The 15286-nt window shown below is 61.9% G+C and carries 11 protein-coding genes and 2 pseudogenes; 3 read left to right on the top strand and 10 right to left on the bottom strand.

Features of this window, described 5'->3' with window-relative positions; all coding sequences use genetic code 11:
- Positions 1-453 precede the first annotated feature (453 nt).
- On the top strand, positions 454-738 hold the full coding sequence (locus JN403_RS20260) for a hypothetical protein (protein ID WP_205484027.1): 285 nt from the start codon (positions 454-456) through the stop codon (positions 736-738).
- Positions 739-954: 216 nt separating this feature from the next.
- Here the strand turns inward: JN403_RS20260 and JN403_RS20255 are convergent, their stop codons facing one another.
- The 9 genes and pseudogenes from JN403_RS20255 to JN403_RS20215 all read right to left on the bottom strand — a co-directional run bounded on the left by JN403_RS20255 (position 955) and on the right by JN403_RS20215 (position 9197).
- Entirely contained in the window at positions 955-1347 is a 393-nt protein-coding gene (locus JN403_RS20255) for a RidA family protein (RefSeq protein ID WP_205484026.1), read from the bottom strand.
- Positions 1348-1561: 214 nt separating this feature from the next.
- Positions 1562-1828, bottom strand: coding sequence for a hypothetical protein (locus JN403_RS20250; protein ID WP_065988488.1), 267 nt, complete (start codon positions 1826-1828; stop codon positions 1562-1564).
- A gap of 217 nt (positions 1829-2045) precedes the next feature.
- Positions 2046-2468 carry a cupin domain-containing protein gene (locus JN403_RS20245; RefSeq protein WP_205484025.1) on the bottom strand — a complete coding sequence of 141 codons (423 nt, stop codon included), beginning with the start codon at positions 2466-2468 and terminating at the stop codon, positions 2046-2048.
- A gap of 238 nt (positions 2469-2706) precedes the next feature.
- A complete protein-coding gene (locus JN403_RS20240; RefSeq protein ID WP_122624690.1) occupies positions 2707-3021 on the bottom strand; it encodes a hypothetical protein in 315 nt (104 codons plus the stop codon).
- A gap of 211 nt (positions 3022-3232) precedes the next feature.
- A complete protein-coding gene (locus JN403_RS20235) occupies positions 3233-4663 on the bottom strand; it encodes a DUF2723 domain-containing protein (protein ID WP_205484024.1) in 1431 nt (476 codons plus the stop codon).
- A 41-nt stretch (positions 4664-4704) separates the two neighbouring features.
- Positions 4705-5676: a lysylphosphatidylglycerol synthase transmembrane domain-containing protein gene (locus tag JN403_RS20230; RefSeq protein ID WP_205487558.1), complete on the bottom strand. Its 972-nt coding sequence runs from the start codon at positions 5674-5676 to the stop codon at positions 4705-4707.
- Positions 5677-5684: 8 nt separating this feature from the next.
- Positions 5685-6424, bottom strand: a pseudogene (locus JN403_RS20225) (SDR family oxidoreductase).
- Between the two features lie 8 nt (positions 6425-6432).
- Positions 6433-7749, bottom strand: coding sequence for an FAD-binding oxidoreductase (locus JN403_RS20220; RefSeq protein WP_205484023.1), 1317 nt, complete (start codon positions 7747-7749; stop codon positions 6433-6435).
- Positions 7746-9197, bottom strand: coding sequence for a UbiA family prenyltransferase (locus JN403_RS20215; protein WP_205484022.1), 1452 nt, complete (start codon positions 9195-9197; stop codon positions 7746-7748). Before JN403_RS20215 ends, JN403_RS20220 begins: the two co-directional genes overlap by 4 nt.
- A gap of 376 nt (positions 9198-9573) precedes the next feature.
- Between JN403_RS20215 and norR the strand changes: the two are divergent.
- A pseudogene (norR, locus tag JN403_RS20210) lies at positions 9574-11130 on the top strand (nitric oxide reductase transcriptional regulator NorR).
- 1166 nt (positions 11131-12296) lie between these two features.
- Here the strand turns inward: norR and JN403_RS20205 are convergent.
- Positions 12297-13733, bottom strand: coding sequence for an MFS transporter (locus tag JN403_RS20205; RefSeq protein ID WP_205484021.1), 1437 nt, complete (start codon positions 13731-13733; stop codon positions 12297-12299).
- 113 nt (positions 13734-13846) lie between these two features.
- On the opposite strand from JN403_RS20205, the gene JN403_RS20200 reads away from it, so the two are divergent.
- Positions 13847-15166 (top strand): Nramp family divalent metal transporter, encoded by a 1320-nt coding sequence (locus JN403_RS20200; RefSeq protein ID WP_205484020.1) that lies wholly within the window; start codon positions 13847-13849, stop codon positions 15164-15166.
- The last annotated feature ends 120 nt before the right edge of the window (positions 15167-15286 follow it).

Raw genomic sequence — 15286 nt, 5'->3', positions numbered from 1 at the left:
ATAGGTCGTGTTTATGATCTGATCCCGAGGGAAATGCATACACAGGGCCAACGATGCGACGTTCGACCCGTTCCTGCCTGGGGCAAATGACGGGAAGGGAGGGTTGGAAGCGCCCGTGCAGGCTGCGGCTGTTTTTGAAGGTTGCGAGGGCAATGGCTGCGTACTAGAGTCAAACCCACCCTGTTCGACGTCGCGTCCGGCAACGGCATGCAGGCGCTGTTGCGCATCGGTCTGCCGGTCAACCACGCGCTGGAAGTGTAGGTTCACTATGCAAAATGGAATGAGCGTAACGCGGGCCACGGCGTTGCTTATCGTGGCCGCTGCTGTCTCGTGCGCGTCTGGCTGCGCGAGCAAGCATCCGAGCAACGTGTCGCTGGTGGATTACCCGTCGGTGAGCGCTACGCCGCCGCCGGCCAGACACACCGGTCTGTGGGCCGGCCCCCATGCGGGGGCGTGTTCTATGTCGAGATTTTCGAAGACGGCAACTTGCGCACCTGCCTGAGCGCGCCGCCCTACTACCAGGCGATGGAGGGAAAATACACGGACCAGGCGCTGCACCTGGAGGACGGTACCCGAATCGAGTTTCGCCCGGTCGGCGCCCAGCGCATCACGATCTACTCGCCTCCCGGCAAACCGGTGACCACCCTGGAGCGCAAGGACCCGGGCGCCACCGCTACGCAGTGCCTGACAGGTGCCGCTGACGTGCGGCGGCAGGTCTCCCATTGGGCTGCGCATTAGCTTGCCAGGTGTTGTCCGGTGACTGACCGACGAGGGTCGACGCTCAGCCGTTATGTCGAACGCTACGGCGACCCGGACACCGAAGGGTCCGGCATCACTGTGTACCGGTGGCGTACATGATTCGCTGGATGATCAGACAGAGTATTGCGGGATAAGCGGTGCTACTGGGGACGAATGTGCCCGAATGCCTGGCGCAGGAACCGGGAAATCCGAGCATCAGCGCTGCACCGCCACGCACTTGATTTCCACCAGCAGGCCGGGCCTGGCCAGTTCGCTGACGCCGAGGCAGGTCCAGGCGCAGGTGCCCCTGGGGAAGACGCTGTCTTTTACCGCCCTGAACGCCGGCATGTGACGGTGCAGATCGACGTGGTAGGTCGTCAGGTCGACGACGTCTTCGAAGGTGCATCCCCCAGCGGTCAATACCAGTCGCAGGTTTTCCCATGCCGCGAGGAATTGCTGCCCCGGGTCGTCGATGACGGCCAGCTCATGGGTGCGCCCGACCTGACCGGCACAGTAGAGCGTTTTGCCGACCTTGACGGCAGGGGCATAGCCCGCGCGCTCGGCGAGCAAACGCATTTCGTCCGGGACGATGAGTTGACGGTCGGTCATGGGAGGGAGGCCTGGAAGTGGGTAGGAGCCGCACGCTATCTCAGGCGCGGGTATCCGTCCAGATCACGGGCCTGAACGTGCGGTGGAGCGTGGTTGGCGCGCAGTTGGAATCGGCGGGGACAGATTGATTTACGGTGAAGCGTTGTAAATAAATCAGTCCCCTTTCAGCTCTGTTGCAGTGCACCCGCTGCGCTGAGAATTCACACGCGCCGAATCAATGCACCGCCCACGAACGGGGTGCCGGGGTGTGGCTGAACTTGGAGATGCCTTTGACCCAGAAACGACGATGGGCCGTCTGGTCCGGTGGCAGCAGTGGCTGGCTCGACCACTGATGATGACGCTTGGCTTCATCGCGATACGCTTTCCACTCCATGGCTTCGGCGGTGTCCTGTGCGGCGCGTTCGTCATCGAACCAGCCCAACACAGAAACTTCACCTTGATCGCGGCCATGCTCTACCAGCAGAAAAATGTTTGTGTACATACTTTTGCCTTTCACTGATCCGGTCCGACCCGACATTTCGGGCTCTACGAATAGCGTATCGACAGCGGTGGCAGAAAATTTAGCCTCGGGTTTGTCTGCCCGGTTTTGCAGTGCGTTGCCTGACGCTTTCCCGGCTAAAGCCAGTCCTAAGGATCGCCGCGATCCCACTGTAGGACCGGCTTTAGCCGGGAAGAGGCCGGTGTGATCACCCTCGATGTCACTTCGGCAGCGGCGTGAGGATGTCGGCCTTTTCGTCCAGCAGGATGAACACCAGCAATTTCGCAGGCTTTGTCGCGCTGGCGTTTCGCGATTCGTAGTGCTTTGATCCGGCCGGCTCGTACCATGTCTGGCCCGCCTTGTAGGTAATCGCCTTGCCGTCGTTGACTCTCGAAATCACCTCGCCTTCCAGAACATAGGCAATCGCGCTGCCGCTGTGACTGTGGGCGATGGAGGCTTGGCCCGGCAGGTAATCGACGGTCAGCACCGTGGCTTTTTTCCCGGGCGCATTGAGCATCGGGTGTTGTTCCAGCACGGTCACCTTTTCCTGTTGCGCATCATGGGCCTGGGCGCTGCCGACAGAGATAAGGCCAGCGAAGGCCAGCCAGCAGAGCAGGGAGGGGAAGTGATTGAGCGGTTTCATAGGCGGGTCATCCGGCAGCGATTGATGACTGCTACGCTAAGGCTGCGGAGGTACGGGGGCTACGTCCAATCGCCCGGAAGATGGGGAGGCCAATTGCCGCCCGCGCGACGGCTCCAAAATCCATTGGGTCAATCAAATGCCCGAAACGAAAAAAGGGCCGAATCAGATTCGGCCCTTCATCGTATTCAGTGCTGCCCCGGCGCTTTTGCGCTCAAGCAAACACGGTCATCACATCGCGTTATTTGCTACCGCTGGAGCCGCTCGCGCCACCACCAGTGCCGCCGCCGCTGCCGCCCATGCCGCTGCCGTTGGTCATGCCACCGCCGTCAGCGTCGCCACGGGTGGTCCCGTTGGTGCTGCCCATGCCTTTGGTGCCTGGAGTAGACGTGCCTGGGGAGCTGCCGTCGTTATTCTGACCGCTGGTGGACGTGCTTGGCTTCGGGCCGTTTTTGTCGACCGGATCGGTCGGGCCTGTGGAGCCGGCGAATGCAGAGCCCGTGGCAACAGCCATCAGGCCAGCGAGGGTCAGGGCAGTCAATTTTGTCTTGATCATGATGTGAATCCCTTTGTTGTCATGGATACCTATTGGTCAGTCGCGCGACGCAAGAGGTGCATTCCACCCGACGGACGGTCATTCCAAGTTCAACGAGGTTCAAGGGGGGAACACTGCAGGAATCTCTTCCCGTCGAATCCCACGCCGCCATAAATACAAAAAGCCCCTGCAACGATTGGCTCGTCGCGGGGGCTTTCTTCCCTCTGTTTGTCTATTTCGCGTGCAGCTCGTATCCCACCGCCAGCGTCTGCAGATCGAAACGGTCCGAGATGCTTGAGCAATAACTGGTCCGCGCGAGGAAGGCGCCAGGCCCGCTGAGATAGGACTCGATGTCCTGCGCGCCTTCGCACAGCGCAATGGTTCGCCCCTTGAGCAGCCCGCTGGCTTGCGCGGAACGCAATGCGCCGTTGGGCGTCCAGTCGGCAACGATCAGCGCGCCTGGCGGGGCCGATTGTTCGTAACTCTGGATGAAGGCCTCCGCCGACCGATCACGCAGGTACGGCGCCATGAAGTAATGGATATCGTCACGGAAAGGCAGCGCTTCCTTGTGGGTCGGCAGCGCGACGACGCCGCCGGCGTAAATCGCGTACACCGCGAGGATCGTCACCGGGCCGCTGAAGGGCAGGGCATAGGCGACCACGGCGGCGTTGCGTCGCGCCAGCCACGCCTGCACATGAATCACGCCGATGATGCTCAACAGCACCGCCCCCGGCAGAAAAAACGTGAAGCGGTCGGTGACGTTGTAAGACACCGCAAAGAGGAAGTTCAGCACCGCCGCGCACCACAACAGTCGCAGGCGCCGGCTTTTGGGAAACAGCACCAGCGCCACCAGTTGCGGGCCGAGCAGCGACAGCATCAGCAGCGCCACCGAGTTTTTCTCGTGCCACATGTCGTCGAAGCGAAACAGCGAACCCTGCCAGCTCTGCTCGGTGGTTTTGTCGGGGATGCCGATCAGGTAACGATGACCGATATCGATCAGGCTCAGGCCGTTCTGCAGCTCCTGCAAGATGCCGGGGATCGCCACCGCAAAGCCCAGCACAAAGCCCGGAATCGTCAGCAAAACCCGCGCCCTGTGCTGCCAGACCAGTTGCACGTACAGCGGAAACAGCACGATGAACGTCAGTTGATGAATGGCGGCGGCAAGGCCTGTGAGCATGCCGATGATGAACAGCGCGGTGAGCAGACCCAGGCGCGATTTATCGCGAAAATGCACCATATACGCCAAGGTCACCAGCAGCGTGTGCAGCAGGTACACCTCCGCTTTGGTCGAGACCCAGAACACGCAATGGCACAGCAGCGCGGCGGCAATCGCCAGCAAGGCTTGCTGCGACGTGGCGCCGACGCCCTTGGCCAGGCGGAAAATCGCCCAGCCCAGTGGAATCAGCAGCATCGAGTTCATGAAACTCAGCACCAGCGGCCCGAAATGAGCGAACAGCGCGGTGGTGACGAACAGGTACAACGGGTGATCCAGCGGCCCGAGGGTGTCGCTGAAATAGCGGCCCTCCGAGGCGTCGGCGATGAAGATCCCGTTGTCCATCCATTGAATCGGTCCGCTGGACGCCAGAAAGCTCCAGAGAACGGCGGCCACCGCCAATAACAGAGGAATGCCAAACAACGCTCGATAACGTACTGCTGCCACCATGACTTGCACTCCTGTCCCTTTAATCCCGTCGAAAAGCGTTATTAAATCGGTTGAACCCGAGGCGTCGTCGCCTCGCCTTTGAGTTTGATCAGCATCACCGCGCCAATGGCCACGGCGAACCACAGGGTGGCCAGACGAATCAGTACGGTGGCGGCCACGGCGTCGGCGCCGTCCATGCCTTTCCAGACCAACAGCCCGACCATCACCGCCTCCGCGCCGCCCATTCCACCAGGCATGAAACTCACCGCGCCGGCCAGCATCGCCAGGGCGTAGACGAACACCGCAAAGGTCAGCGGGATGTCGGCGCCCATCCATTTCAGAATCCAGTCGAACGCCAGGGCTTCGGCGCTCCAGGCGACAACGCTCAGCGCGGTCAGGCCGAGCATCAGGCGCAGGCGATGGCATTGCTGCGCATGCACCAGCACCTGCAGCAGATGGCGAAGCAGGCCGAGTGCCTTGCCGCCACCGGCCGGCACCGTTTCGGTGATGCGCTCCAGCAGCCGACGTTGCGACAGCACGACCAGCCCGACCGCCACCAGCGCCACGCCGACCACAATCATCGGCCACGCCTGGGGGTACAGCGACAGGCCGAACAGGGTCAGCAGCACCACCGCAAACAGGTCCGACAGGCGCTCGCTGAAAAACGCCGCGAAACTCTGCGGGTAGGGCACGCCCCAGCGTTTCAGCAACACGCCGCGCAACGCTTCACCGGCCTTGCCCGGCGTGGTGGTCAGGGCAAAGCCGGCCAGGTAAATGTTCAGGCTCGGGCGCCACGGCATCGGATGGCCAAGCACCTTCAGGTAGGTCTGCCAGCGCACGAAGCGCAGGCCGTAATTGACCGACGACATGAACAGCGCGATGACAATGCCGATCAGCCCGACCTCGCTCACCGCAGCGCCCACTGCCTGCCAGCCGCCCCACAGCGAAAAGGCCAGATAGCCCAGCGCCGAACCGACCACCGACAGCAGCACCGCGCGGTAGCGCCAGCCGGACAGGTGCAAAGTCTCGGGCACGGCTTCGCTCACAGGTTCAGCCTCTTGAACACCGGCTGCGGGATCGAACGGATGACCAGCATGATCAGCGCCCAGAAACCCGGTGCGTACAGCGTCGGCACCTTGTTGGCGATGCCCTTGACGATGCGCTGGGCGACCTGCGCCGGTTGTGCCAGCAAGGCCGCCGGCAACGACAGACCCTGGGTCATCGGCGTATCCACGAAGCCCGGCTTGATGGTGGTGACGTGCACGCCGACCTTGAACAGCCGCGCCTGCAAGCCTTCGCAGTAGGTCGACACCGCCGCCTTGGCGCTGCCGTAGAGGTAGTTGGAAGGGCGGCCGCGATCAGCCGCCACCGAAGAAATGATCGCCAGACTGCCGCAGCGCTGGGTCTCGAACTGCATCGCCAGCACCGTCAGCAAGGCGATCACCGACGTGCAGTTGTTGGCGAATTCCTTCAGCGCCATGTGCACGTCACGCTCGCAGGCCTTCTGGTCGGGCAGTGTGCCGTGGGCGATCAGGGCGATGTCGATCTGGCCCAGGGCGGTCAGGCAGCGGCCCATCATCAAGGGGTGCGCCTCGATATCGTTGGCGTCCATCTCGTGCAGCGTGACGTTGGTCGCGCCACGCGCCTTGAGGTCGGCGGCGGTCTGCTGCAGCTTCTCGACGTTGCGTGCCACGAGGAAAAATCGCTGCCTTCCGTGGCCCACAAACGCGCGCACGCACTGGCGATGGCGGAGGTGGCGCCGATGATCAGGACTTTCTTCACTGCAGTTTTCATAAGATCACACGGCTCCAGAAACGGGACATCAAAGAGGGATCGCGCAGCGCTTCCAGCTGCTCCCAGGCGGGGTAGGCGCGGCGGAAATCGGCGCCAGTCATGTGGGCGTCCTTGGCCGGATACAAGCGCCCGCCGGCGGCGCGAACGATGTCGTCCAGACGCGGGAACAGCACCTTTTCCAGGGCCTCGCTCTGGGCAAAATCCAGGGCCAGGGAAGTGCCTTCCATGGGGAACGACAGCAGGCCTGGCGAGGCCATATCGCCGCAGCGCTTGAGCACGGCGAGAAACGAACCCTGACCGGCCTTAGCGATGGTGCGCAGCAGTTCGCCCATGGCCGCTTCGGCATTCACTGCAGGCACCACGCATTGGTATTGCTGAAAACCCCGACGACCGTAAATCCGGTTCCAGTGCAGGATTCGGTCGAGGGGGTAGAAAAAGGGTTCGTAGGCGCTGCGGCCCGGTTTGCGCTGGCTGGGGTGTAGGCGCCAGTACAGGCTGTTGAAAGCGCTGAGGGAGACGTTGTTGATCAGCGATACCGGCGGCGTCAGCGGCACGCTGAGCCTCTTGCGTTGAACGACGTCGAGGGAGCCGTATTGCGCGTGATCACCGACGATGAATACGCCGCGTCCGGTCTCCGCGCCTCTGGCCAGACAGTCGACCCAGGCGACGCTGTATTCATGACCCGCGTCGAGCTCGGCAGACAGCGCAAAGAATTCGGCCAGATTGGCGAAGCGCACCGTGGTGGTGTCAATCTGGCTGGCACGGATCGGCATCAACTGAATCTGCGCCCAGTGAATCACCCCGGTCAGGCCGAGGCCGCCGATGCTCGCGGCGAACAGGTCAGGGTGGGCGTCAGGCGAGCAGATCACTTCCGGCTCGCCGTGGCGCAGCAGGCCGAAGCCCAGCACATGACGGCCAAAGGTGCCGCGTACGTGATGGTTCTTGCCGTGAACGTCGTTGGCGATGGCGCCGCCCAGCGTCGCGAACTGGGTCCCGGGCGTCACCGGCAAAAACCAGCCCTGGGGGATGGCCACGGCGAGCACTTCAGCGAGGGTAATACCGGCCTCCGCCTTGATCACCCCGGTGCTCCAGTCGGCCTCGATCAGCCGATCCAGCGAGCGCATGTGCAGCACCTGATCGCTGGCGGCCAGACAACTGTCGCCGTAACTGCGGCCGTTGCCATAGGGCAGGCTGCTGCGGTGGGCGCCGATCACGTGGTCCATTTGCGCAGGCAATTCGTCGAGCCACACACAGCCATGACCGCGTTGCGGGTGGCGGGGAAAACGTCCCCAGGAATACAACGGCGTGCTCATGCGGCGATCCAGAACATCATCAGAAACGCAGCGCCGATCAGCTGGCTGGTGCGGTCGCGGATGGCGAACACCACCGGGTCTTCATTCATCTGCCCGCGATGGGTCAGCATCCACACCCGCGTCACCCAGAACAGCAGCAGCGGGCAGGCCAGCCAGATGATGTGTGGCGTGACGTACAGTTCGGTGGTTTTCGCGTCCTGGATATACAGCGCCAACACCATCACTGCGAGGTAGCCCGAAGACGCCCCCAACGAAGCGATCATGTCCAGATCGCCCGGGTGGTAACCCCGGCCGCGAGCGAAGGTATTGACCTCCCGGGCGCGGGCATCACGCAGCTCGGCGTAGCGTTTAACCATCGCCAGGCTGAGGAAGATGAACATCGAGAACGCGAGGATCCAGAAGGTCAACGTCAGGCTGAACGCCGCCACGCCGGCGATGATCCGGGCGGTATACAGCATCGCCAGGGCGATCACGTCCCAGGCCATCAGGCGTTTGAGTCTCAGCGAGTAGGTCAGGGTCAGGCCGTAATAGGCGGCCATCACCGCCGAAAATTGCCACGGCAAGAGCAAGAGCGCGGCGCCGAAGGCCATCGCCAGCAGCGTCGGCACCATCACCAGACCGGCCTTGATCGACAGACGGCCGCTGGCGAACGGCCGATTGCATTTGCTTTTGTGATGGCGGTCGTCGCACAGGTCCAGCAGGTCGTTGAGGATGTAGACGCTGGAGGCGCACAGGCCGAAGCACAGAAACGCAATGACGCCGTCACGCATCAGTTCGAACTGGGCCAGCCGGTGGGACGCCAGCAGCGGAACGAAGATCAGCGCGTTTTTCAGCCACTGGTGCATGCGCAGGGCCCTGCGCCAGTCTCGCAAGCTCGGCGTGTTGCTGCGAATGGTTGGCTCAACGCGGACTTGCGCTTTTACGTTGGCTTCCACTCCGCGGTCGGGATTGACCACATAGGCCTGCCGAGACACGTTCCATATCGGCAAGTCATCTTTGGAGTTGCCGATGTAGTCGAAACCGCCCTCGCCGAAGTGCGCCACCAACAGGTCCCGCTTGTTGTGGCCGGACAAGTTGCGGTTGGTGTTGGACGCCAGCACCAGATCGAATAACTGAAGGTGATCGGCGATGCGCTCGGCGAGACTTACATGACTTGCCGTCGCCAGCACCACCATGCGTCCGGTGTCTCTTTCGCGCTGGATCATCTCGATGATCTGCGGATCGTAAGGCAGCACGGAGACGTCTATTTCGGTGCTGAGGGCCAGGCCTTCCTTCAGAGCGGCTTTGCCTTTGAACAGCCAGCCGAGCATTTTCAAGGCTTTCAGCGGCTGGCCTCGAATAAACGCCATGGCCGTTTCCATGAGCAGGTCCGAGCGCAGTAACGTGCCGTCGAGATCAACTACCAAGGGAGGGGAAGTTTCAAGAACTCGTCCCTGAATTCTGGCCATAGTGAGTGCTCCTTTAGGGTCAACGGACTATAAACAAAATAAGATTTTCACCACTTTCATTTAAATTAAAGGGCTTCGTTTAATACGTCGGTAGGGTGGCGTCAGAATGACAGGGGACTTCTTTTACGAAAGTCTGCGGGGGTTGCTTTTGATTGTTGAGACTGCCGCCGCCGTAGCGTTGGCGACCAACGAATGACTTCTAGAGAATGACGGTTTAATGCCGTCTTTAATCCGGCGATCTCTGCCTGGCGGTGTTCAGACCGCCCTCCATTGCGTCGGCAGGGGTAGGATCGGCCAGGGTGTTGTCGTTTAGACTCTCACCGACGTCATAATGACCCGCCCACCGCGCCTCCTTCCCATGACATGACCGGGAGCTTTGATGACTCATCCTCTACTGCTGGCGCTGATTCCGCTGGTCGCCGACCTGTCCCGGGACTTGCCGGACGATGAGCGCTATCGCCGGCTGCTGCGCTCGTTGCGACAGTTATTCCCCTGCGACGCGGTGGCGTTGCTCAAGCTTGAGGATGAGGCGCTGGTGCCGTTGTCCGTCGAGGGCCTGAGCCCGGACACGCTGGGGCGACGATTCCGGCTGGGGGAGCACCCGCGGCTGGACATCATTTTGCAAAACCGCGAACCCACGCGGTTTTCCACCGACTGCGATTTGCCAGACCCGTACGACGGGCTGGTCGAGGGCGTACATGGCGATCTGGAAGTGCACGATTGCCTCGGCTGCCCGCTCTACGTGCAGAACACGCTGTGGGGGTGATTACGCTGGACTCCCTCGATCCGGCACGCTTTGGCCGGGTCGATCTGGGCGACCTTCAGGCGTTTTCCAGCCTCGCGGCGGCGACGGTGATGGCCAGCGAACGGATCAGCCAACTGGCGCGCGGGTTTGAGGATCAACGCCTGTTGGCAGAGGTTTACAAACGCGCCGCGGGCGGACGCGGGCCCTGGAGCTGATCGGGCAGAGCCCGGTGCACAAGCGTTTGCAGCAGGAAATCCAGTTGGTGGGCAACAGCCCGCTGACGGTGCTGATCACCGGCGAAACCGGCGTCGGCAAGGAACTGGTCGCCGAGGCCATTCACGTGCAGTCGCCGCGGGCGCAGAAGCCGCTGATCAGCCTCAACTGCGCCGCGCTGCCGGAGCTGTTGGTGGAAAGCGAGTTGTTCGGTCACGTCAAAGGTGCGTTTTCCGGCGCGGTCAGCAGCCGCAGCGGCAAGTTCGAGCTGGCCCATGGCGGTTCGCTGTTCCTCGACGAGGTGGGCGAGTTGCCGCTGCCAGTCCAGTCGAAGCTGCTGCGGGTGTTGCAGAGCGGCCAGTTGCAGCGCGTCGGTTCCGATCAGGAGCATCGCGTGGACGTGCGCATCATCGCTGCGACCAACCGTGATCTGGCGGAGGAGGTGCGCGCCGGCGCTTCCGCGCGGATCTCTATCACCGCCTGAGTGTTTACCCGTTGGTGGTGCCGCCGTTGCGCGAGCGGGGTCGCGATGTGTTGCTGCTGGCGGGGTATTTCCTGGAGGAGAACCGGGCGCGGATGGGGCTGCGCAGTTTGCGCATGAGTCCTGAGGGGCAGGCGGTGCTGTTGGCGTACCCATGGCCGGGGAACGTGCGGGAGCTGGAGCATTTGATCAGCCGGGCAGTGCTCAAGGCGCTGTCGGTGCATCGCGAGCGGCCGCGGATTTTGACGATCGATGCGGATGTTCTGGGGCTGGATGAGTTGCGGGTCGCTGCGCCTGCTGTGTTGCAGGCGAGCGAGGACCTGCCGGCGACTCAGCCGGGCGAGGGGCTGAAGGGGGCGGTGGACGGGTTTCAAAGGCGGTTGATTGGTGAGGCGCTGGAGCGGCATGGCGGGAAATGGGCAGATGTGGCGCGGGAGCTGGATGTTGATCGCGCGAATCTGAGTCGGCTCGCCAGGCGGTTGGGGATCCGGTAGGTTTTTTCAGATCAAGATCCTTAAGATCAAGATCCTTAACGTCAAGAGCGTCTGCCTGGGGGCAGACTGTTTCGCCTTCGGCGACTTACTTTTGAAAAGCACCAAAAGTAAGCAAAAGTGCCTGCTCCTGGTTGGGCCCCTCGTTCCTCGGAGTTCCTTCACTCCGGTCTTGCTCCGTGAGCCCGCGCCGAACGGACATCCATGTCCTGACGGCGCTCTCGCCGCATCCATGCGGCTCGGCCCACTCCACGAGACCTGCGTTCAGCCTGCACCCAAGTCGCGATTGGTGGTGCCTGAACTTCTTGTGTTTGAAGATCAAAATCAAAGGCAGATGCAGATGCAGATGCAGATGCAGATGCAGATGCAGATGCAGATGCAGAGCGAAAGCTTCCCGGCTAAAGCCGGTCCTACAGTCGGAGCCAATCTCACTGAATGCACGCGTTGCTTTTAGTGGGACCGGCTTTAGCCGGGAAGAGGCCAGCCCAGGCGCCGACAGTATTGCTGATCAGCCACACTTCCTGTGGGAGCGAGCTTGCTCGCGAATGCTTTATCTCAAACACCAGATATCCGTCTGATCGTTCCCACGCTCCGCGTGGTAACGCCGCCCTGGACGCTCCGCGTCTCGCAGACGACGCGCATTCAGGCCGGTGGAGGTGACGCGGAGGGTCACGGGATGCCTTCCCACGCAGAGCGGGGGAACGATCAGTTTCAAACACCAGACATCCGGTGGATGTCCTGACCCTTCGTGAGCAAGCTCACTCCCACAAGTCCTCCGCGCCTGATCTGCCCCTGATCTGCCCTTGATCTGCTCCTGATCTGCTTTTGATCTTCATACCCAAAAAGTCCAGACACCACCAATCGCGACTTTGGTGCAGGCCGAACGCAGACGACGCGCAGTGGGCCGAGCCGCATGGATGCGGCGAGAGCGCCGTCAGGACATGGATGTCCGTTCGGCGCGGGCCCACGGAGCGTCGTCGGAGTGAGGGTATTCCGACGAAGGAGGAACCTAGCCAGGAGCAAGCACCCTTGGTTACTTGGGGTGCTTTTCCAAGTAACTCGCCGAAGGCGAAATGTGTGCCGTTAGGCAGACGCTCTTGCTCTTCGCTGGACCGGGGACAGATTAATTTACGGTGAAGCGGTGTAAATAAATCAGTCCCCTAGCGATGCTAGCGATGAGCAATATCTTCGAGCGCCAGATTCCGCGTCTTCGGCCCAAACCCGCCAATCGTAATGATCACGATCAACATACTCATCACAATAAACGTCAACACCCCCGGCGTGCCGAAGTGATCCAGAAACAGCCCGATCAACAGACTGCTGAACACCGTCGACAGACGACTGAACGAATAACAGAACCCTACCGCCCGGGCGCGAATATTGGTCGGGAACAATTCACTCTGGTACGAGTGATAACTGAAACTCAACCACGCATTGCAGAACGTAATCATCACCCCGCAAAAGATCAGACCGGCCGCCGTCGTCTGCTGCGCGAACAGCGTGCCGAAAATCATCGAGCCCAGGGCCGAGCCCACAATTTGCCACTTGTTCTCGAAACGGTTGGCGAACTTCACGAACAGCAGCGGCCCAAGCGGATAGGCGAGGGTGATCACGAACGCATACGCCAGACTGTGGGTCACGCTCACGCCTTGACCCGAGAGCAACGCAGGCAGCCAGTTGCCGAAGCCGAAAAAGCCGATCGCCTGGAACACATGAAACACAATCAGCATCAGCGCGCGGCGACGATACGGCGGTTGCCAGATGTCGGCGAAGCGGCCCTTGCCTTCGACGGCCACATTGTGGGTTTCCGGTTCGTCCAGCGCCTGGCCGTGGTCCTTGACGCAACGGGCTTCGAGCTCATCCATGATCTTTTCCGCCTCGCTGAAGCGGCCGTGCTGCGCCAGCCAGCGCGGCGATTCGGGCAGGCGCGAGCGCAGCCACCAGATGAACAGCGCGAACACCGCACTGGCCAGCACCACCCACCGCCAGCCGGCGACGCCGAAGGGATCCTGGGGCACCAGCCACCAGGACATCAATGCCACCGACGGCACTGACAGGAACTGCACGAAAAACGCGAAAGCGAACGCCGAGCTGCGCATGCGCTTGGGCACCAGTTCCGACAGGTACGCGTCGATGGTCACCAGCTCGATGCCCAGACCGATGCCCACCAGAAAGCGCATGCAGATGATGCCCAGTGCCGACGTCTGAATACCCATCAAAACGGTGGCGACGGTGTACCAGATCAACGCGAAGGTGAAGATCGCGCGGCGACCATAGCGATCCGCGATCGGGCTCAGCAGGCTGGCGCCGAGGAACAGCCCCAGGAACGTCGCCGACGCAAACGCCGCTTGATCGGAAAAGCCGAATACACCCTGCGCGCCGGTCGCAAACAGCCCGTCGCGAATCAGGCCAGGGCTGATGTAGGCGGTCTGGAACAGATCGTAGAGTTCGAAGAAACCACCAATGGACAGCAGCGCCACCAGCTTCCAGATCGTGGCGACGGCGGGCAGTCGGTCGATGCGGGCGGAAATTCGCGCAGCGCGTATCGGGTCGATTCCGTCCTGGGTCGGGCGGGCGTGATCAGGGCTATCAGAAGCGGCATGCATTATTGTTTTTCCGAATCGGTGAGACGCAGCATGTTAGTGCCCCAGAGATTCAAGACAAAACATTTCTGCGCGTTTAAGCTCCGGGGCTGACCGCCACCACGTTTCGGATTCCCGTGAAGTACAAACTCCCGACCACCGCCACCGCGCCATTCTGCCCGTCGGCGACCACCGACAGCGTCGCCATTCCCGCCAATGCGTCTTTCCTGCGCAAGCTGATGCTGTTCGTCGGCCCCGGCCTGTTGATCTCCATCGGCTACATGGACCCCGGCAACTGGGCCACCGCCATCGAAGCCGGTTCGCGCTTTGGGTATGCGTTGTTGTTCGTGGTTGTGCTGGCCAGTCTGTCGGGCATGGTGCTGCAGAATTTGTGCTCGCGCCTGGGCATTGCCACCGGCCGCGATTTGGCCCAGCTGTCCTCCGAGCGCTATAGCCATCGGGTCGGCATGGGGCAGTGGGTTCTTGCCGAGCTGTCGATCCTCGCCACCGATCTGGCGGAAGTGCTGGGTGCGGCGTTGGCGTTCCACTTGCTGCTGGGCGTGTCGATCACCACCGGCGTGGCGCTGACGGCGTTCGATACGGTCATCGTGCTCGCGTTACAGGGCGCCAATTTCCGGCGTCTGGAAGCCATCGTGCTGGGACTGATCGCGACCATCGCGACGTGCTTCTTTATCGAACTGGTGCTGATCAAACCGTTCTGGCCGGACGTCGTGGCGGGGCTCAAACCGTCGTGGGAGATGCTCAGCAACCAAGAGCCGCTGTACATCGCCATCGGCATTCTTGGCGCGACGGTGATGCCCCATAACCTGTACCTGCATTCATCTGTGGTGCAGACCCGCGTCAACGGCACGTCAGTCGAAAGCAAGGCCAGCGCCATTCGCTACGCCCGGCTCGACACCATCGCCTCCCTGAGCCTGGCGCTGGTGATCAACGCCGCCATCCTCATCCTGGCCGCCGCCGCGTTCCACGGCACCGGTCACACCGACGTCGTGGAAATTCAGGACGCGTACCATTTGCTCGATCCGCTGGTAGGCGGCGCCGTGGCGAGCGTGCTGTTCGGGGTCGCGCTGCTCGCGGCAGGGCAGAGTTCAACGTTCACCGGGACCATCGCCGGTCAGGTGGTGCTGGAAGGGTTTCTGAAAGCGAAGATCCCGTGTTGGCAGCGCCGCCTGGCGACCCGTGGGTTGGCGCTGATTCCGGCGCTTATCGGCGTGATCTGGTTCGGCGATGGCGCGGTGGGCAAGATGCTGGTGCTCAGCCAGGTCGTCCTCAGCCTGCAGCTGCCGTTCGCCCTGTGGCCGTTGATTCGCTTCACCAGTGACAAACAATTGATGGGCCAGTTCGTCAACAGCCGCCTGACCAAAACCCTGGCCTGGGGGCTGTTCGGACTGATCTCGGGCGCGAACCTGACCCTGATGTTTTTCTGGGTGACCTGACCGCTGCGCCGAAACTGTAGGAGCCGGCTTGCTGGCGAACGCGTTCTGTCAGTCAACATCTTTATGTCTGACTCAACCGGTTCGCCAGCAAGCCGGCTCCTACGGACATTCGGCGATGCA

It is taken from the genome of Pseudomonas sp. 15A4 (genome assembly GCF_016925575.1).
Taxonomy (GTDB): Bacteria; Pseudomonadota; Gammaproteobacteria; order Pseudomonadales; family Pseudomonadaceae; genus Aquipseudomonas.
This window is presented reverse-complemented; position numbering and strand designations above follow the sequence as displayed.